General features: G+C 68.0%; 29 protein-coding genes. 4 read left to right on the forward strand and 25 right to left on the reverse strand.

All coding sequences use genetic code 11. The features are described from left to right. Nucleotides 1-69 precede the first annotated feature (69 nt). The 5 genes from ACRXBZ_RS09550 to ACRXBZ_RS09570 form a co-directional block, all read right to left on the reverse strand. Complete coding sequence (locus ACRXBZ_RS09550; RefSeq protein ID WP_433878786.1) at nt 70-1272, reverse strand: hypothetical protein; 1203 nt, start codon at nt 1270-1272, stop codon at nt 70-72. A gap of 11 nt (nt 1273-1283) precedes the next feature. Next, a complete protein-coding gene (locus ACRXBZ_RS09555; RefSeq protein WP_433878787.1) occupies nt 1284-1871 on the reverse strand; it encodes a DUF3558 domain-containing protein in 588 nt (195 codons plus the stop codon). Beyond that, nucleotides 1828-2313 carry a hypothetical protein gene (locus tag ACRXBZ_RS09560; protein ID WP_433878788.1) on the reverse strand — a complete coding sequence of 162 codons (486 nt, stop codon included), beginning with the start codon at nt 2311-2313 and terminating at the stop codon, nt 1828-1830. Before ACRXBZ_RS09560 ends, ACRXBZ_RS09555 begins: the two co-directional genes overlap by 44 nt. Nucleotides 2314-2490: 177 nt before the next feature. Next, the gene (locus tag ACRXBZ_RS09565) at nt 2491-2715 is read right to left on the reverse strand and encodes a DUF397 domain-containing protein (RefSeq protein WP_433878789.1); all 225 of its coding nucleotides are present in this window, start codon (nt 2713-2715) and stop codon (nt 2491-2493) included. Then, the gene (locus ACRXBZ_RS09570; RefSeq protein WP_433878790.1) at nt 2712-3560 is read right to left on the reverse strand and encodes a helix-turn-helix domain-containing protein; all 849 of its coding nucleotides are present in this window, start codon (nt 3558-3560) and stop codon (nt 2712-2714) included. Before ACRXBZ_RS09570 ends, ACRXBZ_RS09565 begins: the two co-directional genes overlap by 4 nt. 162 nt (nt 3561-3722) lie before the next feature. Between ACRXBZ_RS09570 and ACRXBZ_RS09575 the strand changes: the two genes are divergently transcribed. Continuing rightward, on the forward strand, nt 3723-3938 hold the full coding sequence (locus tag ACRXBZ_RS09575; protein ID WP_433878791.1) for a hypothetical protein: 216 nt from the start codon (nt 3723-3725) through the stop codon (nt 3936-3938). A gap of 251 nt (nt 3939-4189) precedes the next feature. Then, nucleotides 4190-5377, forward strand: coding sequence for a hypothetical protein (locus ACRXBZ_RS09580; protein ID WP_433878792.1), 1188 nt, complete (start codon nt 4190-4192; stop codon nt 5375-5377). A gap of 242 nt (nt 5378-5619) precedes the next feature. Here ACRXBZ_RS09580 and ACRXBZ_RS09585 read toward each other — a convergent pair whose 3' ends face one another. The 17 genes from ACRXBZ_RS09585 to pyrR all read right to left on the reverse strand — a co-directional run bounded on the left by ACRXBZ_RS09585 (nt 5620) and on the right by pyrR (nt 22421). Beyond that, nucleotides 5620-6057 (reverse strand): hypothetical protein, encoded by a 438-nt coding sequence (locus tag ACRXBZ_RS09585; RefSeq protein ID WP_433878793.1) that lies wholly within the window; start codon nt 6055-6057, stop codon nt 5620-5622. Beyond that, complete coding sequence (locus ACRXBZ_RS09590; protein WP_433878794.1) at nt 6054-7253, reverse strand: serine/threonine-protein kinase; 1200 nt, start codon at nt 7251-7253, stop codon at nt 6054-6056. Before ACRXBZ_RS09590 ends, ACRXBZ_RS09585 begins: the two co-directional genes overlap by 4 nt. Before the next feature lie 197 nt (nt 7254-7450). Further along, entirely contained in the window at nt 7451-8146 is a 696-nt protein-coding gene (locus tag ACRXBZ_RS09595; protein ID WP_433878795.1) for a hypothetical protein, read from the reverse strand. Between the two features lie 12 nt (nt 8147-8158). After that, nucleotides 8159-8890, reverse strand: a complete 732-nt coding sequence (locus ACRXBZ_RS09600) for a hypothetical protein (RefSeq protein ID WP_433878796.1) — start codon at nt 8888-8890, stop codon at nt 8159-8161. Nucleotides 8891-8975: 85 nt separating this feature from the next. Beyond that, on the reverse strand, nt 8976-9674 hold the full coding sequence (locus tag ACRXBZ_RS09605; RefSeq protein ID WP_433878797.1) for a hypothetical protein: 699 nt from the start codon (nt 9672-9674) through the stop codon (nt 8976-8978). 9 nt (nt 9675-9683) lie between these two features. After that, the gene (locus tag ACRXBZ_RS09610) at nt 9684-10340 is read right to left on the reverse strand and encodes a hypothetical protein (protein WP_433878798.1); all 657 of its coding nucleotides are present in this window, start codon (nt 10338-10340) and stop codon (nt 9684-9686) included. Nucleotides 10341-10405: 65 nt separating this feature from the next. Next, nucleotides 10406-11680 carry a WXG100 family type VII secretion target gene (locus ACRXBZ_RS09615; RefSeq protein ID WP_433878799.1) on the reverse strand — a complete coding sequence of 425 codons (1275 nt, stop codon included), beginning with the start codon at nt 11678-11680 and terminating at the stop codon, nt 10406-10408. Then, nucleotides 11677-12000, reverse strand: a complete 324-nt coding sequence (locus ACRXBZ_RS09620; RefSeq protein WP_433878800.1) for a hypothetical protein — start codon at nt 11998-12000, stop codon at nt 11677-11679. Before ACRXBZ_RS09620 ends, ACRXBZ_RS09615 begins: the two co-directional genes overlap by 4 nt. An 11-nt stretch (nt 12001-12011) precedes the next feature. After that, on the reverse strand, nt 12012-12521 hold the full coding sequence (locus ACRXBZ_RS09625) for a YbaB/EbfC family nucleoid-associated protein (protein ID WP_433878801.1): 510 nt from the start codon (nt 12519-12521) through the stop codon (nt 12012-12014). A gap of 98 nt (nt 12522-12619) precedes the next feature. Next, a complete protein-coding gene (locus tag ACRXBZ_RS09630) occupies nt 12620-13099 on the reverse strand; it encodes a hypothetical protein (RefSeq protein ID WP_433878802.1) in 480 nt (159 codons plus the stop codon). Nucleotides 13100-13312: 213 nt separating this feature from the next. After that, complete coding sequence (pyrF, locus tag ACRXBZ_RS09635) at nt 13313-14161, reverse strand: orotidine-5'-phosphate decarboxylase (protein WP_433878803.1); 849 nt, start codon at nt 14159-14161, stop codon at nt 13313-13315. Further along, on the reverse strand, nt 14158-17493 hold the full coding sequence (carB, locus tag ACRXBZ_RS09640; protein WP_433878804.1) for a carbamoyl-phosphate synthase large subunit: 3336 nt from the start codon (nt 17491-17493) through the stop codon (nt 14158-14160). The genes pyrF and carB overlap by 4 nt, the downstream gene beginning before the upstream one ends. A 163-nt stretch (nt 17494-17656) precedes the next feature. Continuing rightward, on the reverse strand, nt 17657-18784 hold the full coding sequence (carA, locus tag ACRXBZ_RS09645) for a glutamine-hydrolyzing carbamoyl-phosphate synthase small subunit (protein WP_433878805.1): 1128 nt from the start codon (nt 18782-18784) through the stop codon (nt 17657-17659). After that, a complete protein-coding gene (locus ACRXBZ_RS09650) occupies nt 18781-19389 on the reverse strand; it encodes a PH-like domain-containing protein (RefSeq protein ID WP_433878806.1) in 609 nt (202 codons plus the stop codon). The genes carA and ACRXBZ_RS09650 overlap by 4 nt, the downstream gene beginning before the upstream one ends. Continuing rightward, entirely contained in the window at nt 19389-20699 is a 1311-nt protein-coding gene (locus ACRXBZ_RS09655; protein WP_433878807.1) for a dihydroorotase, read from the reverse strand. The genes ACRXBZ_RS09650 and ACRXBZ_RS09655 overlap by 1 nt, the downstream gene beginning before the upstream one ends. A gap of 172 nt (nt 20700-20871) precedes the next feature. Next, nucleotides 20872-21804 (reverse strand): aspartate carbamoyltransferase catalytic subunit, encoded by a 933-nt coding sequence (locus ACRXBZ_RS09660; protein WP_433878808.1) that lies wholly within the window; start codon nt 21802-21804, stop codon nt 20872-20874. Then, nucleotides 21804-22421, reverse strand: coding sequence for a bifunctional pyr operon transcriptional regulator/uracil phosphoribosyltransferase PyrR (gene pyrR, locus ACRXBZ_RS09665; RefSeq protein ID WP_433878809.1), 618 nt, complete (start codon nt 22419-22421; stop codon nt 21804-21806). Before pyrR ends, ACRXBZ_RS09660 begins: the two co-directional genes overlap by 1 nt. 288 nt (nt 22422-22709) lie before the next feature. Between pyrR and bldD the strand changes: the two genes are divergently transcribed. Continuing rightward, nucleotides 22710-23198: a transcriptional regulator BldD gene (gene bldD, locus ACRXBZ_RS09670; RefSeq protein WP_010311046.1), complete on the forward strand. Its 489-nt coding sequence runs from the start codon at nt 22710-22712 to the stop codon at nt 23196-23198. A gap of 229 nt (nt 23199-23427) precedes the next feature. Here bldD and nusB read toward each other — a convergent pair whose 3' ends face one another. From nusB to ACRXBZ_RS09685, 3 genes are all read right to left on the reverse strand, one after another. Next, complete coding sequence (gene nusB / locus ACRXBZ_RS09675) at nt 23428-23871, reverse strand: transcription antitermination factor NusB (RefSeq protein WP_433878810.1); 444 nt, start codon at nt 23869-23871, stop codon at nt 23428-23430. 51 nt (nt 23872-23922) lie between these two features. Further along, nucleotides 23923-24489, reverse strand: a complete 567-nt coding sequence (gene efp, locus ACRXBZ_RS09680) for an elongation factor P (protein ID WP_168584570.1) — start codon at nt 24487-24489, stop codon at nt 23923-23925. Between the two features lie 88 nt (nt 24490-24577). Beyond that, nucleotides 24578-25687 (reverse strand): M24 family metallopeptidase, encoded by a 1110-nt coding sequence (locus tag ACRXBZ_RS09685; RefSeq protein WP_433878811.1) that lies wholly within the window; start codon nt 25685-25687, stop codon nt 24578-24580. Here ACRXBZ_RS09685 and ACRXBZ_RS09690 point away from each other — a divergent pair. After that, nucleotides 25686-26351: a methylated-DNA--[protein]-cysteine S-methyltransferase gene (locus ACRXBZ_RS09690; protein WP_433878812.1), complete on the forward strand. Its 666-nt coding sequence runs from the start codon at nt 25686-25688 to the stop codon at nt 26349-26351. The two genes, ACRXBZ_RS09685 and ACRXBZ_RS09690, sit on opposite strands and share 2 nt — an antisense overlap. Nucleotides 26352-26750 lie beyond the last annotated feature (399 nt).

Here is a 26750-nt window from a genome sequence, read left to right on the forward strand (position 1 = left end):
CAGGCCAGTACGTGGGCGGCACCGGACCGAACCGGTGCCGCCCACGGCTTTTCTGTTATCGCTTGCTGATTACTTCTGTTCCCACTCGCCGAAGACGGGCGGCGCGACCTTCGGCATGTCGTCGTCGAAGAAGCCGTGGTCGCCGACGAGGTAGTCGGGGGTCTCGTGCTCCTGGTCCTCCTCGCCCTGCTTGCCCTGCGGGCGACCACCGGCCGCACCGGCCCCCGCGGCACCGCCGCGACCACCGGCACCACCAGCGCCACCCGGACCGGACCCGGGAGCGCCGCTACCGGGACCACCGATCCCGGCCCGGCCACCGGCACCGAGACCGCCGGCCCCACGACCGCCGGCACCGAGACCACCCCGGCCCCCAGCACCACCGGCGCCGGCACCGCCGCCGAGTCCGGGCCGACCAGCGGGACCACCAGGCACGCCCGGGCCACCAGGCACGCCGGGGTAGCCCCGCCCACCATCGGCGACCGGAACACGCGGCTGCGGACCGGGAGTCCGGGACGTGTCAGGCCGCTGCCACACGGGATTCGTGTTGCTGACATAGCCGCTGCTGCTGGTGTTCGCGGGGCCGGTGGACGTACCGGTGCCCGGCCCCGGCGGCCCCATCCTGTCCGCCACCACCGGAGTCGCCGACTGACTGGAGGTGCTGCGCGGCAAAACCTGCGAAACGCTCCCGACGTGCGGGTGCTGCGACCCGGTGACGGCAACGTTCATGCCCCCGTCCGGCGGCGGCGTGAACACAGCGCTCGCGGCGACGGTGCTCTGGGATGCGCTGTCGTAGTTCTGGAACGCCTGCACAGCCTCCTGGCGCAGCTTCTCGTTGTGCGCCTTGGCGTCCTCGGCGTCGGTCGAGCCGGTCCAGAACGTATCCCAGCCCTCTTCGATCCAGGAGTCGTCAGGAACTTCCTGCTCCTCGCCCTTACCAGGGACTGACGACTGCACCTTCATGAACGCATCGCCCTGATCCGTCATCAGCTGGGACTGCGCAAGCGCGTTGTCGGCGGTGACCTCGGTCCAGAGCACAATCGGCATGGCCTGGTTCTGCATGGCCTCACCGGACTCGGACTGCATGACAGCGCCGACGATCTTCAGCTTGTCCTCGACGCGGGTCTTGAGGTCTCGAAGGTACTCGTCCTCCGTCTTCCAGCCCCCAGACTTGTTGTAGAGGCCTTGGGGAGTGCCGTTGGCCACCCACTCACGCATCTGGTCCAGCGAAACACCCTCGAAATCTGAAGGCTCTATCTGCCGGGTATCAGTCATCCCTCGCCCCCTCACGCATTGGGAAGATTCTTAAGAGCAGTCTCAGCGAACTGCTTGGAAAGATCACACGGAGTTGGAGTTCCGGACGGCACTACGGTGTTCACGTACAGAGAGCCCTGATCTGAAACGTCCAGCGCCAAAAGACAGTTCGTCTTGTTGCCGACCTGCGCAGTCGAGTAACCCGCAATGTCGATCATTTGGACACTGGACTTGCGCGAATCAGCGAACTTCTGCATCGTCTGGCTCTTGTCAGCCGACACGAAAACTATGAAACCCCCACCGGACTTACCCTGTAGGTAGTCACAGCCCGCTTTTCCGTTCGAATCGCCAGTCTCCGGCGGCTGATCAGCCCCCAGCGACTTCGCCTGTGATTCTGTGACGATCGAACACTGATCGGCGATATCCAGTGACTTCGCTTGCGCTGTGCGATTGGACTGGGTCGCTGCTGGCTCAGACGGTGCCGAGCCTGTGCTCGTGGTACGCGGAGGCTCCGTCGGTCCACCACTGCAACCGGCCAACAACATGCTGACCAGGACCGCACCAACGGCGAGCCTTTTACGCACGATTCCCTCCGAAGCTGTCCGCAGAATTTTGATCATCAGTGCGCGTCTGCTTTGCACTCGCCCGCAGGTTAGCCGCTGTGCCGTCAAAGGCCTCGGCGAGTTTCAGGTAGTTGTCCAGATAAGCCCGGTCATCACCAGCCGCGACTTCTCCATAGCGGACACTCGCCTGCGTGCTGACCGGATCGCCTCCGGGAGACTCGACGGTCGAAAGGTCGAAGATGTTCCGCTGCCGCTTCCTAAGCTCCACTGCTTCAGCTTCGAAGAAACCAGCAATCTCATCGACCTTGTCGGGGTCGATGCGCATCGCCCCGCCCGCAGACTGAGACTGGGCCAAGGCCGCCTTGTCCGCCGCGCGCGCGAGAGTGGACGCGAGGGCGCCAACCGGAGCGATCCAGCCGCCTTGGTTCATCTGGTGTTGCATGTAAGCCTGGTCCGTTGCGTCGAACTGGACCTGGTTATCTTCCCCCTCGGCAGTCACCGCTGAACTCCCCTCGTCCGCGTGCCGTCGCGACGAGGGCGACGGTCATCCACTTGCCAGCGTGGCAAACGTTAGCGCACGCGAGCGGCTAGGCAGGCGAGAGTTGACGAAGACAGACTGCGGCATCCGGGTGAATTCACACCCGGATGCCGCCGAGGGGTTTCGGATCAAGGCCGTCTATGCATCGAACCGCCCTACGCGGAGGCCATCGACAAAGGAAGCCCAGGTCGCAGCACCGAAAAGCAGCGCACCTCCGGCGGGGTCCTTCGAGTCCCTGGCCGCCACAACGGGTCCAGCGAAGGCGACCTCGACGCAGTTGACGTAGCTCGAACTTCGCGTGCTCTTCCGCCATCGAAGCCCGGAAAGATCAAGAGAGTCCACTGTCCGCTCCTTGCCAGTCATGTCAATCGATCAGCGAGAGAGGCGATGAGCTGTGCCGAATCCTCGGGGGTCAACGCCATCTCGCGCAACCGCTCAATGGCTGCTCTCGCCGCGACGACGTGCTGAACTTCCTCAAGATACGAAGTACAGCCACGGTTTTCGAGGAGAACAAGGTCCTCGTGGTTCTTGAACTCCAGAAGAAGAATCGGTCCATCCACACCCGGGTGCGCTCCCAGCGACGACGGCAAGACCTGCAGAGTCACGTTGTCCCGACTGGACGTGATGTTCAACTGCTTGAGCTGCCGATACATGACCCCCGCACCACCAACGAGGCGCTCAAGCGAACCCTGCTCGACCAAGAACTCGAACTGCCTGGCTCTGGCAGCATGCAGACGGGTCTGGCGAGCCATCCGCTCGCCTACGAAACTGTCAACCTCTGCCGGGGTGAGATCACGGCCCGAGCCCTCGCACATGGCCACCGTGTATTCGGAGGTCTGGAGCAGACCTGGAATCACCATCGTCTCGTAGTTGCGGAAGGCCACCGCTTCGTTCTCAAAGCGAACCAAGTCGTCCAGAACTGGCAAGCGACCACCGTGTACTTGCCACCAGTTCGGGTTCGCACCGCTGCGAACGATCTTCAGCAGCTCATCGCGTCGCTCTGCCGGGACCCGGTACAGGCCCAGAAGCGCCGACACGTCATCGGCGTAGAGCCCCCGCTGGGCGTTCTCGATCCGGCTCAGCTTGCTCATCGAAAACCCCAGTGCCCCAGCGACTTCTTCCGCTCCCAGGCCGCTTCGCAGCCTCAGCTCGCGGAGCTCGCTGGAAACCCTCCGGACCCGGACCGGGACCCCGACTCGTCCGTTCATCTATCCTCCCGCTTTCGGAATCGATCTGACCTCCCCTGATCACCATCACCGGTTGCCAGCGGGGCGCGTAACCCAAGTCACTCGAAAGTATGTTTGCGTGCCCTAACGGGGACCCCGGAAAGTGTTGTTGCAAACGAAATTCCGCTCCGGGAGGGCAGAAACATGTGCGCAAGCTGGAACATTCCGGCCGACGACCGACGCGCCGAGGTCATCGTCAGGATGCTCGTCCGCGACGAGGTCTCGATCACCCAGGACGGCGTCGAAGTCGTGGTCGCGAGGCGACAGCTCACCGACCTCGCCGACAAGCTCTACTTCCTCGACCAGGCCTTCACCGCCGACGCCCGAGACGTCGTCGAAGCCCTTTGCAGCCAGGAATGAACTCCGACGTGAGCACATGCCGCTAGCACTTTGTACAAACACATCCAGTGCCCGATTCGCGGTCCTTATACTGCCGCCGATCATGGGCACACAAGACAGGGGAAGATGCTGTGCCGACCCAACCCGGAGTAAATCCGCAATGGGGACCTCATCAACCTTCGGGCTGGTACGGCCCGCCACAGCAGGGCCAGGTGCCACCGGCGTCCCGGAAGCGGCGGAAATGGCCGTACATCGTCCTTGCCGTCGTTGCGGTGCTGGTGGTCGGCGTTGGGCTCCGTATCGGCGACCTGGCCGCCAACGGTGTCTACCCCACGACCGCTGAGCCCAGCCGCGAGGCGAACAGCCAGCAAGACTCGCAGCAACAACCGAAGCGGCCAGACAGGATCGCCGTCTTCGCCCAGTCACCGGGACAAGGTACGCCGCATACCTACGGCGGCACTGTGCTGTACGACGCCTGCGAAATTCTTCCGCTGGAGGCACTGCCGAAGCTCGGGCTCGCCATCACACCGGAGCTGGTGGTCATACACCAATACTTCGACGGAGACGTGCCCGCACCGGCGATTGTCAAGCAGGACACGCTGGCACGCTCCAGCAGCTGCACCTATGGGGTCCCGAACGGAGCGCGCGTCTCGGTGGACATGTATCAGCCTCCTTTCTCCGACGACAGGCAGATGGAGGCCAACCGCCCAGATCCCGAGGACGGCCCGATCAGCACTGACCGCAAGTTCGACGTCATCACCTACCGCGATGACAGGGTCGAGCAGTGGGTCACGACAATATCCCGCCCGGATCTGATTGTGGAGGCGCAAGTCCACGACCCGACTGGCGACATCTCCGGCTGGGACGGACGTGCCATCGCCGAGGCGCTACGCGGCCCCCTGGTGAGCCGTACGCTCGCGGGACCGGCGCCGCATCGGCTGCCCAGCTACAACAGCGGCTACGAGGGAGCCAAGAACCCATGCGACGCGCTCCCGCCGAGCGCGTTGGAAGCGGCGTTCCACAAGCCCGCCGCACCGCATGCGGTGGCGGTGTTTCAGGTAGGCGATTCGATCATGCGCGAGTTCGATGGATCGGTCGCGTTCCGGATCGACGCTTCCTGCACTCGGCACTCGCTCGTGGATGAGGGGCTGCTCGCGCCTGACTACGTCGAATCGAAGCTCGGAACCAGCTACTGGCAGGACGAACGCGGCGCCGAAACGCGACAGCAGGCCGAATGCCGTGACACAGTCCTGGGAATCAAGCCGATCCCGGTGAGCTTGCGAATCGGCGACGGCCCGGTATGCATCAAGGAAGTCGGTAAGAAAGCCTACACCCTGCACTTCAAGGTCGGCCGAACCACCGCCACGCTCAGCGCGCGCGGTGGGGTCGACGATCCCCAGCAGGAGACCCAGCGCCTCGCACCGATGGCGGTGCAGATCGCCGAAAGCCTGCGTTCCTGACGGTCGTGAGTGCTCGTTCCGGTAAGACCGGTAAGAACCGGAACGAGCACTCACGAGCCGGGCTGTCCGCGACGTCGACTGCGCCTGCGCGGTGGCGATTTCCGGTTCAGCTCGGCGAGACTTGATCCGGCACCTGCGGTCTGGCGATTTCGCGCGAAATCGGCGCTCCCCCTTCAGGCGAGGTGTCGATTTCGCGCGAAATCGCCGGGGCTCCCCGCACCAGCGCTACGCGGCGGGAAGCATCAGCCCTCGTTACCGCCGCCTTTATGGCGCTGCTTTTCCCACTGCCTCTGCTGCTTTTCCCAATCCTTCTGGTCCTTGCCCGGGTCGCCCTCGTCCTGCACGTCGGGCGGAGGATCCGGGGTGACCGTCACGATCACCGGCGGCGGGGGCTCGGGCAGCGGGATGGTGCGCACGTCCTCCGCGACGCGGTCCGCCGCGGTGAGGATCACCCGGGCGTTGTCCGGCGCGAGCCTGCCCTGCGCCTGCGCGGTGGCGATCTGCCGGTTCAGCTCGGCGAGAGCGGCCTCGGCGGCGGCGCGATCGTTGCCCAGCGCGGCGGCTTTCACCGCCTCCACCCGCGCGCTGAGCTGCTGGCGCACCTGCGGATCGGCCGATTCGGGCGCGCTGCCGCAACCGGCGAGCAACAACGCGAAGGCGGGTACCAGAACGCGTTTCATCCCCGGACCAGCCTTTCTAAGTTGGCGAGATCCGCCGGCAAGCGCGCCACGCCTGCCGGGCCTGACGCCGGCGGCAGCGTCGGCGCGACAGGTGCTTCGGGCAACGAGAAATACGTGATCAGCGCGATCAGCAGCACCAGCAGCCCACCGCCGGCGAGCAGCAGCGGCCGCCGGTTCGGCCGCTCGGTGCGCAGTTCGCTCCGCCGCTCGGTGCGCAGTTCGGTGTGCAGTTCTTCCACCGGGAGGTGCTGCGTCATCGGCCGGTTCTGCGGCTGGGGCGGACGCTGCGGTCCGGTGCGCTGCCGTTCGGCGCGCGGCGGCTCGGTTGGCGGCTGGGGCGGACGCTGCGGTTCGGTGCGCGGCGGCTCGGTTGGCGGCGTAGCCGGAATCCGCGGGATCATCTCGGTGGCCTTGCCGCTGAGCAGGTCCGCGCTCTGCGCAGCGGTGGGCCTCCGCGCAGGGTCGGCGGCGGTCATCGCCAGCAGCGCCCGGTGCAGGTGCGCAGGGATGCCGATCGGCACTTCCGGCGCTCGCACCAGCCTCGCCACGGCGCTTTCCGCGCCTGCACCGGGATACTCGATCTTGCCCGTGACGCATTCGAGCAGCACCAGGCCGAGCGCGTAAACGTCCACCGGGTGGCTGACGTCACCGCCGCTGACCTGCTCCGGTGCCATGTAGGTGGCGGTGCCGACGATGATCCCGGAACTGGTCATCCGCGCTACCGCGTCGGCCAGCCGGGAGATGCCGAAATCGGTTAGGAAGGCCTTCCCATCGCCTGCGATCAGCACGTTCGACGGCTTCACGTCCCGGTGCACGATCCCGTTGTCGTGCACGTGTGCCAGCACGGAGGCCAGCTGGCCGCCGAGGTCGGCGACCTGTTCTGGCGGCAGCGGCCCCTCGGCGATTACCTCGGACAACGTCGGGCCCTCGACGAGCTCCATGATCAGGTAGAGCTCGTCCTCGCTGGCGCTGAAGTCGTGCACCGTGACCAGGCCGGGGTGGCTCAGCCCGGCCAGGGTCCGGGCCTCCTCTGCGAATCGTTCCCGCCCGGCGGCGTCGGTCCCGGAGCGGAAGCACTTGGCGGCGACCACGCGCTGCAACCGGGTGTCCATCGCCCGGTACACGTCTGCCATGCCGCCGCTACCCAAGCGAGCGCCCAACCGGTAGCGCCTGCCCAGCAGAGGCACGTCGTCCATCAGTCCTCCGAACCATCAACTGCGAGAACGACCCTAGACGACCGCCGGCCACCCGAGTCATTCCGGGCGAGCGAGCAGGCCGGTGAACAGCGACGACCAACTGTTCCCGATCGCAAATAAGACGTCCTCGTGCTCGACATGAGCGTCCGGGAGCTCAACAGCCACTTCTACCCCGCGCTATTACTACTCCCCCATGCTCAACGGAGGTTCGAGTAGACGGTTTCGACCAGATCTGGGGCGTTGATCAGGCGGAACTCCAGGCTCGAGTTGTCCCCGAACTGGATCGCGAAGAACTCCACGGGATCCAGGCCCCTGCCACGCTCGGCCGAGGTGAACCGGCCGACTTGCCCGATCGGGATTTCCCACCACGTTTCGATCGGACCGGCAGGTGCGGGCGGCTGCGGCTGGCCGCCGTCCTTCGACGCCTTGGCCTTGCCGAACAAACCGCCGAGCATCCCGGCGGATTCCGCCGCCGTTTCCTGCCGCTCCGCGACCTTCTGGAGGGCCTCGGCGCGCGCGTCAGCCTCCACGACCACCGCCAGCCGGCGGTTGGTGCAAGCCAGCCAGGAGAAGTGCTTCCCGCGGCTGAGCGCGTGGCCGCATTGCGCGGCTGCCCGCGCCGGGCTGTCGGTGTGGAACCAGCCCCACACCGCCGGGTCGTGCACCCATTCGTCCGCCAGGAACTCACCCGCCGAAAGGCGGGGGTTCACCAGCGGCCACGGCGGCTGCACGCCGTCGTCCTGGTGCGGGAGGTAAGGAACCTGCCGGGTGTTGCCGAGCGTCGCGCCGAACCAACCGGGCTTGTGCTCGCCACCCACGAGGAAGATGAGCTGCTCGCCGGGCGCGCACCAGCCGTCGTTGAGCAGGCGCAGAACTTTGGACCGATCCCTCATCGCTCGCCTTCGTCAGATCTGTCCGTGAGACATTGCCACCAGCCGCTGCACGGGCTTTTCCGTCGGCGAAGGGCTGAGCTCGATCCCCGAGCCGTCGGTGAACTGCACGCGCAGGTACCAGGGCTTTCCCGTTTGGTAACCGCGGCCGAGTTTGCGCTGGTGCGCACCGATATCGGCGATCGCGGGCCGTTGGATCTCCAGGTGGGCGCGCGCCTCCGGCACCGGGACGGCAACCCCCGGCTCGTATTCGGGTTTCGATGCGACGATGTCCCGGACATCCCGGGCGAACTTCATCGCGCCCTTCCCGAACTTCAGCGCACCGCCCAGGAGTCCGGCCGACTCCTCGGCTTCCCCCGCTGCCGGTTCGGCGACGTCCTGGAAGGTCAGCAAGCCCAACCGGTGCGAGGTCAACACCCAGTAGGCGCGGTCCTCCCCGGTGGGGATGCGCGAGAACTCCGTGACCGCCATGCAGTTCGGCCCCGGACCGAACAGCACGCTCGGCGGCGAATCCTTCAGGTCGGAATCGGTGTCCCCACCGGTGACCGCATCGAAAACACCGCCGATGACACCTCCGACGGCATCGCCAGCGCCGAAGGCGGCGCGTGCGCCCCACCGCTTCTTCGGCTTCCCCTTCTCGTCGAGCCCCTCGACATCGAACAGGTAGTTGCGGTGCGACCGGATGCACCAGAGGATGGGTTCCCCCGGCCGGCACCACTGCTGGCGAGCCGCCAGAACTTCGATCACGAGAAGCCCTTCTCCCGAGCCGACTTCCGCTCTTCTTCGCTCATCTTCCCGGTCGGCCGCTGCGCAGCTCGTCCATCGCAGGCAGTTACATAAAGCCCTTGACGTGGACCTTCGTGCTCACCTCGATGATGGAGCCGTCCGAGAATCGGTTGACGGAAAACCCGGACCCGTCCGTAGACCGTCCCTTGAGACTTCCCGTCATCTCGGCGAGTTGTTCGCGCTGGCACTCCCAGAGCGTCACCAACTCCGCTCCGCCGATCAATGACTCAGAAAGCTCTGCGACTGCGTTCACCGCGGAGCGAGCCTTGCCGAGCAATCGGCCGAAACCCTTTCCGCTCCCCTGTGAATCCTTGCCCTCCTCCGGGTTGGATTCATGCCCCGACTTGCCCACCACAGCAGCGTCGACAACGACAGCGATGCGGCGATCGGTCCCGATGAACCAAGCTTCCGGCCCGGCTGTGACCAACAGATCCGCACATTCCACCGCCGCGCGCCCTGGCGAGTCCGCATGGACCCAGCCGCGGATCGTCGGGTCGTGAACCCACTCGTCACCGTGAAAACGACCTTGCTGAACCACTGCCGTCGGATAGAGCACGTCCCCGAAGTCGACGTCGAAGTTGTGCGAGACAGGACGCGACGGCCGGTAGGGCGCTTGGTGGCGGCCGCCGATGTTGGCACCGAAGTGCAGCTGCTCTCGGTTGCCGCCGCCGTACCGCTGCAGCTTCTCGCCTTGCTGCAGCCACCCATCTTCCACGAGCTTGACGAGCTGCTTGTCCGATCTCATACCCAACACCTACTCTCGGCCGAAGGTCATGGCCAGCAAGCGGTCGACCTTGCCCGCGCTATACGTGCTGCTCCCGGGCGACGAAAGGTCGATGGTGGACCCATCCGCGAGTGCCACGCGCAAGAACTTGCGCTCCTGGCCCCTCGCCTTGTACTCGGTCGCGTCGATGTTCGAGATGATGTTCCTGGGGAACTCGGCGTGCACCGTCAGCCCCGGCAGCTCGGCTGAGCGGTGCTGCTGATCCACAGCTGCGTCGCCATCGCCCGAATCACCGCTGATCTTCTTCTTCAGACCACCCAGCAAACCGCCGTCGACACCTGCACCCGGCTTCTTCTCGGAGAATTCGAGCAGCCCAAGCCGATGGGACGTCAGAATCCACACGAACTCGCGCCCGCCCTTGCCGTTCACGCCACTGTCCTGCCACTGACCCAAGTGCGAGGCAGCCAGGCAGTCTCGGTTCTGGCCCGAAATGATCGCAGTCGGAACATTCGGTGTGTTGCTGCCGCTATCTCCATCCGAAGGGGAGATCGCTTCGAGCGCAAGCCCTGCGACACCGCTGGCGACGCCACCGAGCACCTTCCCCGCGGTCCACCGCTTGTCGCCCCGTTCATCGAGTCCGGACACCTGGTAGAAGACGTACTTCGCCTTGGCGCCAACCGACGTCATGGGGTGGCACCACAGGATCCGTTCGTCGGGAGAACACCAGAACGCTCGAGCGGACAACACCTCGATCACGAGAAACCACGCTCCTGAGCCTGGTCGCGTTGCTCGTCCGAAAGATCCCCCTGGAACCAGCCCTTGCCGGTGTCGTACGCCGCGTTCGCTCCCTGCTCGATCGCCGCGCCGGTCACGACATCAGTGCCGGCGGCCATCGCGGCCTGGCCCCAGGTGCCCTTACCACCCAAGACACCAGTGAGCACGTGCGAGGTCGCCGTGCTGGCCAACCCCTGAACGCCCTTGATGTCCTTCACGAACTGATCGCGTTCCGCCTGGAGCGCGGCCTTGGCGTCACCGGTCGCGTTCGCGATGCGGTCGTCGAAGTTCCGGAGCGAGTCAGCGTGCTGCTTCTCCACGTCCTGGAGGAACTTGCCGCCCTTGGAGGTGAAGTCGCTGCCGTCCGCTTTGGTGAGGAACTTGGCCACCGGGTTCGAATCGATCTTCCGCGCGATCGCCTTCTCGATCATGTTGCCGTCGCGCATGTCGTTCATCTTGTCGATGACCTTGCGGAGCTTGCCCGCCTCGCGCAGCTTCTGCAGCAGGCGCTCGATCTTCTGGAAGATCTGGAAGAGCTTGCGCTGAACCTGCATGACCCGCGTCGTGATGCGGACACCGGTGGCCCCGACCTGGACCGCAGTCCCCGCACTTGCGGCACCGACCGAAGCTCCAGCCGTGATCCACGACGCCGCCAGGGCCGCCAACCACTGGACGATCAGGCCGATGATCAGCTCTGTAACAGTCTGGATGAAGAATTCGACGACCATGTCGAAGATGTCCGCGATCATGTCCAAGGTGCCCTTGAGATCGCGGATGTCTGCGGCCAGGGCCTTCGTGCCTTCGCCGAATTCCGTCATCTGCTTGCGGAAGGCGTCGCCGTCCTTGCCCACCCAGGTTTCGGCCGTCGCCTGCGCCCGCTGCGGCTCCTGCTCGGCGACCTGGTCCAGCCACTTCGCGACGTTCTCCCAGCCCTCGCCGGTGGCGCGCATCTGCTCGGGGTCGCCGATCGCCCATTCGACCAGTTCGATCAGCGGGCTGAGCACGATCGACACGAGGAAGCCGAGCCCGTTGCTCATCAGAGCCTGGCCGGGGCTGGCCAACGATGTCAGCACTTCGGCCCGAGCTGAGATGGACGCCGCACCCCATTCCGGCGGCGAAGACGCGTCGGAGAGGTCCTGTCCGGCGGCCACCCACGACGAACCTCGACCTGCGGCCTGCTCGAACCAGTTCTTCGATTCGCCATCGCCCTGGTTCAGGGCCTGCAGATCACCTGGCCCCTGTGGCGCGCTCATCCGGCCAACCCCTCCCCAGCCTTCTTCAACATTTCGGAGATTTGCTGCTCCGTCTCGGCGTAGTCTTTGACGGTGTCGTCCAGCGACTGCTTCGTCTTGGCTAGGAATTGCTGCGCCTTGGACGCAAGGTCCCGGCATTCGTGCAGGCTCTCGAAGTACTTGCTGCTCAATCCCACGGCGTCGCCGATGGGGCCGAAGCACTGGTCGTCGACCTTGGCCTGGTGGAGCAGGTCGGCGAGTTGGCCGAACTTGTCGGCCAGGCTTTCGCAGCCCTGGCCGTGGCCGGTCAGGGTTCCCGGCGTCATCTTCAAATCAGTCAAAGCAGCACCCCTCAGCGCAAGAACGAGCCCGCAGAGAAGTCGTCGTCATCCTCGTAGTCGGCGCTTCGCTGCGGCGGCCGCTTGGACGGCGCCTGCCCCGCGTTCGGTTCCCCCTGCGGAGGAGGTGTCGTCGCAGGTCCGCCCTGCTTGGGCGATTCATCCCCGGTTGTCGGTTTGATCGCCACGCCCTCGACGTTGAACGCTTCCTGGAACTTGTCGAACTGGTCGCCCAGGATCGGCGCGACCGTGTTGTTGAGCTGCTCGGCCGCGGACGCCGTCGCCTGCCGGATGGTCGCCATGATCTGCTGCTGCAGGTCGTTCGCCGACTGGCGCACCGCGTTCGGCGCCAGGCGCAGGTCCAGCACCGCCCCGGACGGCGCGACGGTCACCGTCACCGAGCGGTCCGGACTGCTCGCCGTGCCCTGCATGCCCTGCATCGCGGACTGCAGTTCCGACGCCTTCTGCGCCTGCTCCTCGAACTTCCGCATCATCTCCTGGATGCGCTCAGACGCGCTGCTCACCGGCTGTCCCCTTAGCTTCCGATCCGTTGCAATCGACCCTATCCGACCACCGATCGCGCATTGGGCCGTTCCGGAATCCGTTCCCTTGAGCAAACCCGCTAAACACGGGCGTGCAGGCTATTGCTGAAACGGACACGGCGCGCAATTTGCACCAAGACGACGACGATCACGAGGCTGGATGCAGACATGAGGACGTACATGGCGTTCAGCCCGGTCTTCTCGTAGCGCTCCGGCAGGAGCACCGTCGTGGGCCCGGTGCAGCTGACCTCGGCAGGGCCGGAGAACCAAGCGGGTTCCGGCCCGGGCAGCCGCGAGCTGCGAAGGCTGTTGGCCGGGCGGTCGGGGATGAACTCGCGCACCTCACCGGCCCGCGGGATCACCTGGCAGTTCACGTGCTCGTCCCGTTGCGCGGCCAGGCCGAACGGTTGCCCCTGCTCAAGCTCCACTCGCGCAACCGGATCGGCCGTGGCCTCACCCCCGCCGAAGACCCGGGACCAAATCGCGAACTCGGAGGAAACCAGGAAGTAGCCAGCGGTGACCAGCCAGACCAGCAGCAGGACGATGATCCAACGCAGCACGCGAGGTGGTTTCTGCTGCGCGACAGCGCCATTCGTTGCGGGATGCACGCGAAATTCGTATCAGATGATCCGCGTTTGCCCCGCCGGTTCCCACCTGAACGACAGGCGAGGACCTTGATCAGGTCGTCCGGCTCAGGATGCCCCCACCCGATCGGATCAAGAGTGAAGGGCACCTTCGACCGGCATAGCCGAAGGTGCCCTTCACTCGGAAAATCAGTCGCGGAGGAGCTCGCTCACCTCGTCGCGGACCTTATGGGCCGCCGCGCGGAGGCCGTCGACCGTCGGGCCGTGCCGGAGGACGTCGCGGGCCGTCGCCGGTAGGACGTTCGGCAGCGCCGCGCCGAACAGCGCGCGCAGGCTCTGCACCGTCGCACCCTGCGCACCCAGGCCGGGTGCCAGGATCGGGCCGTTGAGGCGGGAGAAGTCCAGCTCGTCGGCGCCGATGGTGGCTCCCGCCACCACTCCGACGTGCCCCATCGGCCCCGCGTCCGCATTGGTCTCCGCGGCCGAGTCCACGATGTACTGGGCGACCGAGTCGCCGCTGCCGTGGATCGACCGCTGGAGGCCCGCGCCCTCCGGGTTGGAGGTGCGCGCCAGCACGAACACCCCGCGGCCCGTCTGCTCGGCGATGCCGATCGCCGGGGCGAGCGAGCCGTAGCCGAGGTACGGCGACACCGTGATCGCATCCGCCGCCAGCGGCGCGTGCTCGTCCAGGTAGGCCATCGCGTACGCCGCCATCGTGGAGCCGATGTCGCCGCGCTTGATGTCCAGCAGCACCAGCGCGCCGGCCTGCCGCGCCTCCCGGATCGTCTTTTCCAGCACGGCGATTCCGGCCGAGCCGTACACCTCGAAAAACGCCGACTGCGGCTTGAGCACCGCGACCTCGCCGGCCAGCGCCTCCACCGCGGTCATCGCGAACCGCTCCAGCGACCGCGGGGTTTCGTCGAGATCCCACGCGTGCAGCAGCGACGGGTGCGGGTCGACGCCGACGCACAGCGCACCGCGCGCCCGCACCGACTCCGCCAGCCGCTGGCCGAAGCCCGCCCGCAGCGGATCAGTCATCGCTGCTCACCGCCCTGCCGAAGGGCCGCCTGCAACGCCTGCAGGGGCCGGACCCCGATGTTGCCGTGGATGGTGGCCTCGATGCCCTGCACGGCCGCCGCCGCGCCCTGGACCGTGGTGATGCACGGGATGTCGCGGGACACCGCGGCGGTGCGGATCTCGTAGCCGTCCACGCGCGGGCCCGGATTGCCGTACGGAGTGTTGATCACCATGTCGACCTCGCCGGCCTTGATCAGCTCGACGATGTCGCGCTCCGCGCCGTTGCGCTCGATGTGCTTGCGCACCACCGTGGACGGGATTCCGTTGCGGCGCAGCACCTCCGCGGTGCCGCTGGTGGCCAGGATCTCGAAGCCGAGGTCCGCCAGCCGCTTGACCGGGAACACCAGGGACCGCTTGTCCTTGTTGGCCACCGACACGAACACCCGGCCGCCCGTCGGCAGCGAACCGTAGGCGCCGGCCTGCGACTTGGCGAAGGCCTGCCCGAAGGAGGTGTCGATGCCCATCACCTCGCCGGTGGACTTCATCTCCGGCCCGAGCAGCGAGTCCACGCCGACGCCCTCGCGGGTGCGGAACCGGTGGAACGGCAGCACGGCTTCCTTCACCGCGACCGGCGCGTCGATCGGCAGTTCCGCGCCATCGCCCTCCGGCGGCAGCAGGCCCTCCGCGCGCAGGTCCGCGATCTTGGCGCCGAGCATGATCCGGGCCGCCGCCTTGGCCAGCGGCGCGGCGGTCGCCTTGGACACGAACGGCACGGTCCGCGAGGCGCGCGGGTTGGCCTCCAGCACGTACAGCACGTCGTCCTTGAGCGCGTACTGCACGTTCAGCAGGCCGTGCACGCCGATGCCGCGCGCGATGGCCTCGGTGGACTTTCGCACCTGCTCGATGTCCTGCCGCCCCAACGTGATCGGCGGAAGCGCGCACGCCGAGTCGCCGGAGTGGATACCGGCCTCCTCGATGTGCTCCATCACGCCACCGAGGTAGATGTCGGTGCCGTCGCAGAGCGCGTCCACGTCGATCTCGATCGCGTCGTCGAGGAAGTTGTCCACCAGCACCGGGTGGTCCGGAGTGACCTCGGTGGCGCGGGCGATGTAGTTCTCCAGCGACGCCTCGTCGTAGACGATCTCCATGCCCCGGCCGCCGAGCACGTAGGACGGCCGGACCAGCACCGGGTAGCCGATCTCGTCGGCGATCCGCTTGGCACCCTCGAACGACGTCGCGGTGCCGTAGCGCGGCGCGGGCAGGCCCGCCACGGCCAGCACGTCGCCGAACGCGCCACGGTCCTCGGCGAGGTGGATCGCCTCCGGCGGCGTGCCCACGATCGGCACCCCGGCCTCGGCCAGCCGCTTCGCCAGACCCAGCGGGGTCTGCCCGCCGAGCTGCACGATCACGCCCGCCACGGTGCCGGACTGCTGCTCGGAGTGCACGACCTCCAGGACGTCCTCGAAGGTCAGCGGCTCGAAGTAAAGCCGGTCCGAGGTGTCGTAGTCGGTGGAGACCGTCTCCGGGTTGCAGTTGACCATCACGGTCTCGTACCCGGCCTCCCGCAGCGCCATCGCGGCGTGCACGCAGGAGTAGTCGAACTCGATGCCCTGGCCGATGCGGTTCGGGCCCGAACCGAGGATGATCACCTTCGGCCGCTCGCGCTGCTCGGTGACCTCCGACTCGGCCGCCGGGTCGGACTCGTAGGCCGAGTAGTGGTACGGCGTCCGGGCCGCGAACTCCGCCGCGCAGGTGTCCACCGTCTTGTACACCGGCCGCACGCCCAGCCGGTGCCGCAGCGCGCGAACCCCGTCCTCACCGGCCAGTTCCGGCCGCAGCGCCGCGATCTGCCGGTCCGAGAGCCCGGCCCGCTTCGCGCGCCGCAGCAGCGCCGCGTCCAGCACCGGCGCCTCGACCACCTCGCCGCGCAGCTCCACCCACGCCGCGATCTGGTCGATGAACCACGGGTCGATGCCCGACGCCTCGTGCACCTGCTCAATCGTGGCGCCCAGCCGGAGCGCGCGCTCCACGGTGTAGAGCCGCCCGTCGTGCGGCGTCCGCAGTTCGTCCAGAGTGGACTCGACGGTGACGCCGTCAGGGTCCTGCCCCGGAGAGTCGGGCACAGTCCAGAAACCGGCCGCCTTCGTTTCCATCGAGCGCAGCGCCTTGCCCAGCGCCTCGGAGAAGCTGCGGCCCACCGCCATCGCCTCGCCGACGCTCTTCATCGTCGTCGTCAGCTCCTGGTCCGCGCCCGGGAACTTCTCGAAGGCGAACCGCGGCACCTTCACCACGACGTAGTCCAGCGTCGGCTCGAAACTCGCCGGGGTCTCGCCGGTGATGTCGTTACGGATCTCGTCGAGGGTGTAGCCCACGGCCAGCTTCGCGGCGATCTTGGCGATCGGGAAGCCGGTGGCCTTCGACGCCAGCGCCGAGGACCGCGACACCCGCGGGTTCATCTCGATGACCACCATCCGGCCGGTGTCCGGGTGGATGGCGAACTGGATGTTGCAGCCACCGGTGTCCACCCCGACCTCGCGCAGCACCGCGATGCCCACGTTGCGCATGTGCTGGTACTCGCGGTCGGTCAGCGTCATCGACGGCGCCACCGTCACCGAGTCACCGGTGTGCACGCCCATCGCGTCGATGTTCTCGATCGAGCAGATGACCACCACGTTGTCGGCGTGGTCGCGCATCAGCTCGAGCTCGTACTCCTTCCAACCGAGAACGCTCTCCTCGATCAGGACCTCGTGCACCGGCGACTCGGCCAACCCGAAGGAGGCCATCCGCTCCAGGTCTTCCTCGGTGTGCGCCATGCCCGAACCCAGGCCGCCCATGGTGAAGCTGGGCCGGATCACCACCGGCAGGCCCCGCTCCGCGACGAACGCGCGTACGTCCTCCATCGACTTGCACACCGCCGACTCCGGCACCTCGCCGCCGACGGCGCGCACGATGTCCTTGAACCGCTGCCGGTCCTCACCGCGCTGGATCGCCTCGAAGTCGGCGCCGATCAGCTCCACGCCGTAGCGCTCCAGCACCCCGCGCTCGTGCAGCGCGACCGCCGTGTTCAGCGCGGTCTGCCCGCCCAGCGTGGCCAGGATCGCGTCCGGCCGCTCGGCGTCGATCACCTTCTCCACGAACTCCGGGGTGATCGGCTCGATGTAGGTGGCATCGGCGAACTCCGGGTCCGTCATGATCGTCGCCGGGTTGGAGTTCACCAGCGAGACGCGGATGCCCTCTTCCCGCAGCACCCGGCACGCCTGCGTGCCGGAGTAGTCGAACTCGCAGGCCTGGCCGATCACGATCGGCCCGGAACCGATGACGAGTACGTGCTTGATATCGGTCCTCTTCGGCATCAGCGCAGTACCGCCTCTCCGCGATTCACAGTGCCGCCTCTCCGCGATTCACAGTGGTGGTTACGTCCGAGCTCAATCTCGCGTTTCGCGGTTTCTTGTGCCTGGTTCGCGTCACGTTCCCCTGAGGTGCGGTTGAGCAGAACTAGAGTTGACGTAGCGCTATTCATGACCGAACCGTCTCCGTCATCAGGTCGACGAATTTGTCGAACAGCGGCGCGGCGTCGTGCGGACCCGCCGCCGCTTCGGGGTGGTACTGGACGCTGAACGCCGGGCCGTCGAGCAGCCGCAGCCCCTCGACCGCACCGTCGTTCGCGCAGTGGTGGCTGACCATCGCGCGGCCGAAGTCGGTGTCGAACCGCTCGCCCGGCTCGCCCTCGACGGCGAAGCCGTGGTTCTGCGCGGTGATCGCGACCTGGCCGGTCTCGGCGTCGATCACCGGGATGTTGATGCCCCGGTGCCCGTAGCGCAGCTTGTAGGTGCCGCGGCCGAGCGCGCGACCCAGGATCTGGTTGCCGAAGCAGATGCCGAACAGCGGCAGCTTGCGGTCCAGGGCCTGGCGGGTCAGCTCGACCTGCTGGTCGGTGGTGGCCGGGTCGCCCGGCCCGTTGGACAGGAACAGCCCGTCCGGCCGCACCGACAGTACTTCGTCCAATGTGGACGCCAGCGGCAGCACATGGACCTCGATGCCGCGCTCGGCCATCATCCGCGGCGTGTTGGACTTGATGCCCAGGTCCAGCGCGGCCACGGTGAACCGCTTCTCGCCGACGGCCGGGACGAGGTAGGGCTCGTTGGTCGTGACGTCACCGGCCAGCGAGGCGCCGGCCATCTCGGCGCCGGCCTTGACCGCGGCCACCATCTCGTCGTCGGAACCCAGTTCCGGGCCGGAGAAGATGCCGCCGCGCATCGCGCCCAGCTCGCGGACGTGCCGGGTCAGGGTGCGGGTGTCGATCCCGGCGATGCCGACGATCCCCTGCCGCTCCAGCTCCTCGACCAGCGACCGGCGGGAGCGCCAGTTCGACGGGATGCGGGCGGGGTCGCGCACGGCGTAGCCGGCGACCCAGATGCGCGCGGACTCGTCGTCCTCGTCGTTCCAGCCGGTGTTGCCGATCTGCGGCGCGGTCTGCACCACGATCTGGCGGTGGTACGAGGGGTCGGTCAGGGTCTCCTGGTAGCCGGTCATGCCCGTGGTGAACACGACCTCACCGAGGGTACGACCCACCTTGCCGTAAGCCTCCCCGCGGAAGATCCGGCCATCCTCCAGCACAAGTGCGGCCGGGGTGTACGCGGTCATTTGTCCTCCTGCCGCGACTCAGCGGAGTCGCGGGTCGATTCGGGTAGGTGGTCGCGTTCGGGTCGTGAGTGCGAAACCGGGCTGGAGCCCTGTTTCGCACTCACGACCTCGTCGGCGGGCGAGATCGCCCGGACCGCTTCGACCCACTCGGTCTGCGTTGGCTTGTCGTCGCCGCGGAACCCGGTGTCCAGCAGCTGCTCGCCCAGCCGCCAGGTCACCACGACCAGGCCGGCTCCGGGCACCACCTTGTTGGCCAGCTTGTGGTCCAGGCGGCTGTCCACGATGGACTCCGCCGGGATCCAGAGGTCGCTGGCCCCGGTTCGTCGCAGCAGCAGGCCCGAGGCGTGCAGGTGCGCGGTTCCGTTGGCGCGGTGGCCGATGTCGCCGACGGCGATGCGGTCCTGCCAGTCGGTCGCCCGGGTGGTCCCGACGTACATGCCGGTCGCGGCGGGCAGCAGCTCCTCGCCCGGTTCGGCCGGCGGCACCGGGAAGTCCGGCAGTTCGGCGGCCTGGCGGCGGGACCGGTTGGCCCAGCCGCGCCGCATGCCGAAGAACACCAGCGCGACCATCGCGGCCATGCCGAGCACCCACAGGAACCGTTCCATCAGCGCCTCACCTTGCCCTCGTGCGCGGTGACCTTGCCGCGCAGCAGCGTCGCCACCACGCGGCCGGGCAGCCGCATGCCTTCGAACGGCGAGTTCTCCCCGAGGCTGGCCAGCTCCGCGCCGCGCACCGTCCACTCGGCGTCCGGGTCGACCAGCACCAGGTTCGCGGGTTCGCCCGCGGCGACCGGTCGGCCCTGGCCGGTCAGCCCGGCGATCTCGGCCGGCCGCTCGCTCATCACCCGGGCCACCCCGCGCCAGTCCAGCAGGCCGGTGCGCACCATCGTCTGCACGACGATGCCGAGCGCGGTCTGCAGGCCGAGCATGCCGGGCTTCGCCGCGGACCACTCGCAGTCCTTGTCCTGCGCGGCGTGCGGGGCGTGGTCGGTGGCCACGCAGTCCACGGTGCCGTCGGCCAACGCCCGGCGCAGCGCCAGCACGTCGGCGTCGGTGCGCAGCGGCGGGTTGACCTTGTTCACCGGGTCGTAGGTCTCCAGCCGGTCGTCGGTCAGCAGCAGATGGTGCGGCGTGACCTCGGCCGAAACCCGGCCGTCTGCCTTCCGCGACTTCCACCAGCGCAGGATCTCCGCGGTGCCCTCGGTGGAGACGTGGCAGATGTGCAGCGTGCCGCCGGTGTGCCCGGCGAGCAGGCAGTCGCGCGCGACGATCGCTTCCTCGGCCGGAGCGGGCCAGCCCGCCAAGCCCAGCCGGGCGGCGTTCGCGCCCTCGTGCGCCTGCGCGCCCACCGTCAGCCGCGGCTCCTCGGCGTGCTGCGCGACCACGCCGCCGAAGGACTTCGTGTACTCCAGCGCGCGGCGCATGATCAGCGGGTCGTGCACGCAGTGGCCGTCGTCGGAGAACACCCGGACCTCGGCGGCGCTGCGGCGCATGGTGCCCAGCTCGGCGAGCTTCTCCCCCTTCAGCCCCACCGTCACCGCGCCCACCGGGTGCACGTCGACCAGGCCGACCTCGCGGCCGCGCCGCCACACGTGCTCGACGATCACGGCGTTGTCCGCGACCGGATCGGTGTTGGCCATCGCGAAGACCGCGGTGTAGCCGCCGAGCGCGGCGGCCGCCGAACCGGTCTCGACGGTCTCGGCGTCCTCCCGGCCCGGCTCCCGCAGGTGCGTGTGCAGGTCCACGAAGCCCGGCAGCGCCACGGCGCCCCCGGCGTGCACGATCTCGTCGACATCCGCAGCGGGACCCGACTCCAGACCAGGACCGATCTCGGCGATCACCTCGCCGTCGACCAGCACGTCCACCGGATCGCCCACGCCGTACGGGCGGACGTCCTTCAACAGCACCCGGCTCATGGCTGTCCCGCCTCCAGTTCCGCCTCTCCGCGATTCACAGTTCCGCCTCTCCGCGATTCACAGTTGTGGTTGCGCCCGGGACCAATCTCGCGTTTCGCGGTTTCTTGTGGCTGGTTTGCGTCGCGGTCCCCTTGGGTGCGGTTGAGGAGGACTCGGGTTGACACAGGGCTACTCATGCCGTGATCTCCTCTCCGGCCAGCAGGTGGTAGAGCACCGCCATCCGCACGTGCACGCCATTGCTGACCTGCTGGGTGATGGCGGCGCGCGGCGAATCGGCCACGGCCGGCGCGATCTCCATGCCGCGCAGCATCGGGCCGGGGTGCAGGACCACGGCGTGCTCGGGCAGCTTGTCCAGCCGAGCCTCGTTGAGGCCGTAGGCGATCGAGTACTCGCGCGCCGACGGGAAGAACCCGCCGTGCATCCGCTCCGCCTGGACCCGCAGCATCATCACCGCGTCCAGCTTCGGCAGCTCCGGGTCCAGCTCGTGGCGCACCTCCGCGCCCCACTGCTGCGCCCCGGCGGGCACCAGCGTCGGCGGCGCGACCAGCACCACCTCGGCGCCGAGGGTGCGCAGCAGGTGCACGTTCGAGCGCGCCACCCGGCTGTGCAGCAGGTCGCCGACGATGGCGATGCGGCGACCGGACAGCTCGCCCAGCCGCTCCCGCAGCGTCGCGGCGTCCAGCAGCGCCTGGGTGGGGTGCTCGTGCATGCCGTCGCCGGCGTTGACGACCTGGGTGCCGACCTCGTCCAGCCATCCGGCCAGCCGGTGCGCGGCGCCCGAAGCGGGGTGCCGGATGATCACGCAGTCGGCCCCGGCGGCGGCCAGCGTCAGCGCGGTGTCGCGCAGCGACTCGCCCTTGTTCACCGAAGAACTGCTGGCCGAGACGTTGATCACGTCGGCGCTCATCCACTTCCCGGCGATCTCGAAGGACACCCGGGTGCGCGTGGAGTTCTCGTAGAACAAGGTCACCACGGTCCGGCCGCGCAGCGTCGGCAGCTTCTTGACCTCGCGCCCCAGCAGCGTCTGCTTCAGGGTGTCGGCGGTGTCGAGCACGCTCGTCGCGGTGGCGGCGTCCAGCCCCTCGGTGGAAAGCAGGTGGCGCATCAGTGGGTCACCTCCCCCGTGCCTTGCGGGACTCCCGCACCCGGGCGGCGCAGCACCACGCAGTCCTCGCCGTCGGTCTCGGCGAGCTGCACGGCGACGTCCTCGGAACGCGACGTCGGGATGTTCTTGCCGACGTAGTCGGCGCGGATCGGCAACTCGCGGTGGCCGCGGTCGACCAGCACCGCCAGCTGCACGGCCCGCGGTCGGCCCTGGTCACGCAGGGCGTCGAGGGCGGCGCGCACGGTGCGGCCGGAGAACAGCACGTCGTCGACGAGCACGACCAGCGCGTTGTCGATGCCCTGCTTGGGCAGGTTGGTGGGCTCCAGCGGACGGTTCGGGCGGTGCCGCAGGTCGTCGCGGAAGAGCGTGATGTCGAGGGTGCCTGTGGGCACCGTCACGCCGCTGAATTCGCCGATCTTCGCGGCGAGCCGCCGGGCGAGCGAGGTCCCCCTGGTGGGGATGCCCAGCAGCACCACGTCGCTGTTTCCGGCGTCCAGCGCGGTCTTCTCGATGATCTGGTGGGCGATCCGGGCTATCGTGCGCGCAACGTCACCGGCCGAAAGCAGCTCCCGCTGCCCGACCGGGTCCGCCGCGTCCGCCGGTTGGCGTGACGCCACGGTGCGACCTCCTTCCCCGCCTCTCTGGACGGGTCCTTAAAGGATGGTGTATGAGCTGCCCGCAGTGGCGGGCTCGAAAACCGCTGCCGCATGCCGGGCTGCCTTGTACGCTATCAGCGCCGCGAGGTCAATCGACCGGGTGGTGTGGTGGCGTTCGCCGCATTGCCGAGAAAGACCAACTTGACCTGGTGACGCTGGCGAGCGAACATTACTCTCCGTATCGATCTGAGCTTTGCTCCCCGGCCGCCGTTATCGGCTGACGGGGCGAACGAAACGGAGAAACGCCACATGGGCGACTACGCCAAGGCGCTGGGCAGCAAGCTCCGCGCTATCCGCCAGCAGCAGGGTCTGTCGCTGCACGGCGTCGAGCAGAAGTCTGGCGGGCGGTGGAAGGCCGTGGTCGTCGGGTCCTATGAGCGAGGCGACCGTGCGGTGACCGTGCAGAAGCTGGCCGAACTGGCCGACTTCTACGGGGTTCCGGTCGCGGAACTGCTTCCCGAAGGCCGGGTGCCGTCCGGCGCCGAGCCTGCCACCAAAGTTGTGATCAACCTGGAGCGGCTGCAGCAGCTACCTGCGGAGAAGGTGGGCCCGCTGGCCCGCTACGCGGCCACCATCCAGAGCCAGCGCGGTGACTACAACGGCAAGGTGCTGTCCATCCGCACCGAGGACCTGCGATCCCTGGCCATCATCTACGACATGACGCCAGGTGAGCTCACCGAGCAGCTCATCGACTGGGGCGTGCTTCCCCCGGAGGCCCGCCCAGCCCGGGAGGAGTGACACCACACCCGGTCCACCCGTTCGGGCGAGGCCGGGCACGGGAAGGGGCACCCACCGCGACTCAGGAGTCGCAGACGGGTGCCCCTCCGCTATGTCCGAGTGAAGGGAGCGTTCGCCCGGCTATGCCGGATAAAGGTGACTTTCACCCATCACCCGTACGGTGGCACAGCTACGTGTGAGGGGCGCCCTTGTTTGACCAAGGGTGTCCCTCACACGTAACTCGTTCGAGCTAATCTGCGGCGGTCCGCTCCGGGCGGACCGACTTGCGGAGGCTGTCGGCGATGCCGGCGATGCGGCCCAGCACGCCGTTGACGAACCGCGGCGAGTCGTCCGTGGACAACGCCTTGACCAGCTCCACCGCCTCGTCGATGGCCACCGCCGGCGGCACGTCGTCGCTCCACAGCAGCTCGTACAGGCCCAGCCGCAGCACCGAGCGGTCCACCGCGGGCATCCGCCCGAGCGACCAGCCCTCGGCGTGCTGCGTGAGCAGCTCGTCGATCCGCTCGCGGTTCGCATTGACACCCTCGACCAGGGTGACCGTGTAGTCGCCGACCGGCGGCACCTCCGGCGAGCCGACCCGGTCGGCCAGCAGCGTCACCGCGTCGATGCCGCGCTGGTCTGCCTCGTAGAGGAAGTCCACGGCACGCTTGCGTGCCTTGCTCCGAGAACCCACCTCACACCCTCTTTCCGGCCGGGCCGAGTCCTGCGGCGGATGAGCAGGCGATCATTTGCTGCTGACGCGGCTGAGGTACCGGCCGTCGCGCGGGTCGACCTTCACCTTGTCACCGGTGTTGAGGAACAGCGGCACCTGGATCTCCGCACCGGTCTCCAGGGTGGCGGGCTTGGTGCCACCGGTGGAGCGGTCGCCCTGCAGGCCCGGGTCGGTGTGCTGGACGACCAGCTCGACCGAGGCCGGCAGCTCGACGTACAGCGGGTCGTCGTCGTGGCGGGCGACCACCACGGCGCTGTTCTCCAGCATGTAGTTCGCCGCGTCACCGACCACGTCAGGCGAGATGTTGACCTGGTCGTAGGTGTCGGGGTCCATGAACACGTAGTCGGTGCCGTCGTTGTAGAGGTAGGTCATCTCGCGGCGGTCGACGTTCGCGGTGTCCACCTTCACGCCGGCGTTGAAGGTCTTGTCCACGACCTTGCCGGAGAGCACGTTCTTCAGGGTGGTGCGGACGAATGCGCCGCCCTTGCCGGGCTTGACGTGCTGGAAGTTCACGACGGTCCACAACTGGCCGTCGATGTTGAGCACCAGTCCGTTCTTCAAGTCGTTCGTGGATGCCACGGTGGGGGTCTCTCCTGTGGTGATGGCTTGGGCGTGTTTCGTCTGCAACGCGAACCGGATTCCGGCGGGGCCGGCGCACCTCGGTGCGTCAGACTTCGACGAGCTCCTTCGTCGTCAAGGTGAGGAGCTCCGGTGTGCTGGGACGCACGACCAGCGTGTCCTCGATGCGGACCCCGCCCCGGCCTGCCAGGTAGACGCCAGGCTCGACGGTGACCGCCATCCCGGCGGCAATTCTACCGTCCCCCCGCTGCGACAACGCCGGTGCCTCGTGGATCTCCAGGCCGACGCCGTGTCCCAGGCCGTGCGGGAACTGCTCGCCGAAGCCCGCGTCCTCGATCAGCTTGCGAGCCGCCGCATCCACGTCCTTCACCTCGGTGCCGATGCTGAGCGCGCCCCGCCCGGCGGCCTGCGAGGCGCGCACCAGCTCGTAGATCTCGCGCTGCCAATCCGCGGGCTTGCCGAGCACCACGGTCCGGGTCATGTCCGAGTGGTAGCCGTCGACGAGTGCGCCGAAGTCCATCTTCACGAAGTCGCCGGCGGCCAGGACCGCGCCGGTCGGCCGGTGGTGCGGCACCGCGGAATTCGGCCCGGCGGCGATGATCGTGGCGAACGACGGCCCAGCGGCGCCGTTGTCGAGCATCCGGGTCTCCAGTTCGCGGGCGACCTCCAGCTCGGTGCGGCCGGGGCGCAGACCGCCGTACTCGATGAGGTCGGCCAGCGCCCGGTCGGCGGCGGCGCAGGCGAACCGCAGCGCCTCGATCTCCGTTTCGTCCTTGATCAGCCGCAGCCGCTCGACGAGGCCCGGCGCGCGCACCAGCTCTGCCTTGCCCGCCGCGTCGGCGAGCGCGTCGAGGCCGTCAACAGTGACGTGCTGGCTCTCGAAGCCGACCCGGCGGTGCTCGGCGGCGGTGCCCCCGATCCGCTCGGCCAACGCCAGATCGCTCGCCCGCTCGATGACCCGCTCGAGGTCCGGCACCTGCGACTCGGCCTGGGTCAGGTACCGGCCATCGGTGCAGAACACGGTGCGCGGCTCGGTTCCCGGCTCGTCGGCGGCGTGCACCACCAGCGCCGCGTTCGATCCGGTGAAGCCGGTCAGGTAGCGGATGTTGAGCAGCTCGGTCACCAACATCGCGTCCAACTCCTGCTCGCGCAGGTGGTTGCGGAGGGCGTGGCGTCGGTGGGCGTGCGGTTCGGACATGTTTCGGAGCCTAACCCGCGAATCCGCGAACGGGCCTGGTCACGCCAGCATCGGCGGGAAGCCGCCACGACCTTGCGCGGGGCGGGTCGTCGGCGCCCGGCGCTACCCTGCCGGCATGTTTGCGGCCCTGCCCGAAGCCCACCGGCAGCTGTCGTGGAGCGCGTTCGCCAGTCCCGTCGGGGAACTGACGGTGGTCGCGACCGCATCCGGGGTTTGCCGGGTGGACTTCGCAGGGCCGGATCGGGCGCTCGGCGAGTTCGACGAGGCCGCGTTGAGCCGGGACACCGGCGTCGCGGCCGAGGCCGCGCGGCAGCTCGGCGAGTACTTCGCGCGGCAGCGCCGGGAGTTCGACCTGCCGATCGAGTGGGAGCCGCTGGAGGGGCTGCGGTTGCACGTGCTGCGCACGTTGCACGAAATGGTGCCGTTCGGCGAGACGGTGAGCTACAAGCAGCTGGCGGAGCTGTCCGGGCGGCCGGAGGCTTCGCGGGCCGTCGGCACGATTATGGGCAGCAACCCGGTCCCGTTGCTCGTGCCGTGCCACCGGGTGCTGGCCAGCGGCGGCGGGCTCGGCGGTTTCGGCCCCGGGTTGGAGGCCAAGCGGCGGCTGCTGGTGCTGGAGGGCGTCCTGGAACCCAGCCTGCTGGAGCTGGACCTGCTGTCGTGAGTGATCGTGCCGGTAAGAACCGGTCTTGAGTCGGAACATTCACCCACGAGGGACAGGTGGTAGGTCGTCGCCTTCTGGCCCAGGGTCACCGGAATCGGGATTTCCTCGCAGTTCCCGAAACCACGTGCAGCGCCGCGCTGAGGTCCGGTGAGGTGTCGGCCGACTAGATCGCCAAAGTGCATTCCGGGGGCGAGCTTTTCCCCGCAACGGCTCAGGAATTCGGCCCGGTAGAACGCGGAGTTACCGTCGTAGACGACGAAGCCTGCTCCGTTGTCCACATCGAGGAGGACGTCGAAGCTGCCCGCCGGTTGTGCATCGTGCAGCTCGGCCACGTGCGCAATTTCTCGCGAAATTGCGCCCACCCCGGGTGACGAGGCCTGCTTCGGGCATGCTGGCGTT

Origin of the sequence: Saccharopolyspora hattusasensis (assembly GCF_050972075.1) — a bacterium.
In the GTDB taxonomy this organism is placed as follows: Bacteria; Actinomycetota; Actinomycetes; order Mycobacteriales; family Pseudonocardiaceae; genus Saccharopolyspora; species Saccharopolyspora hattusasensis.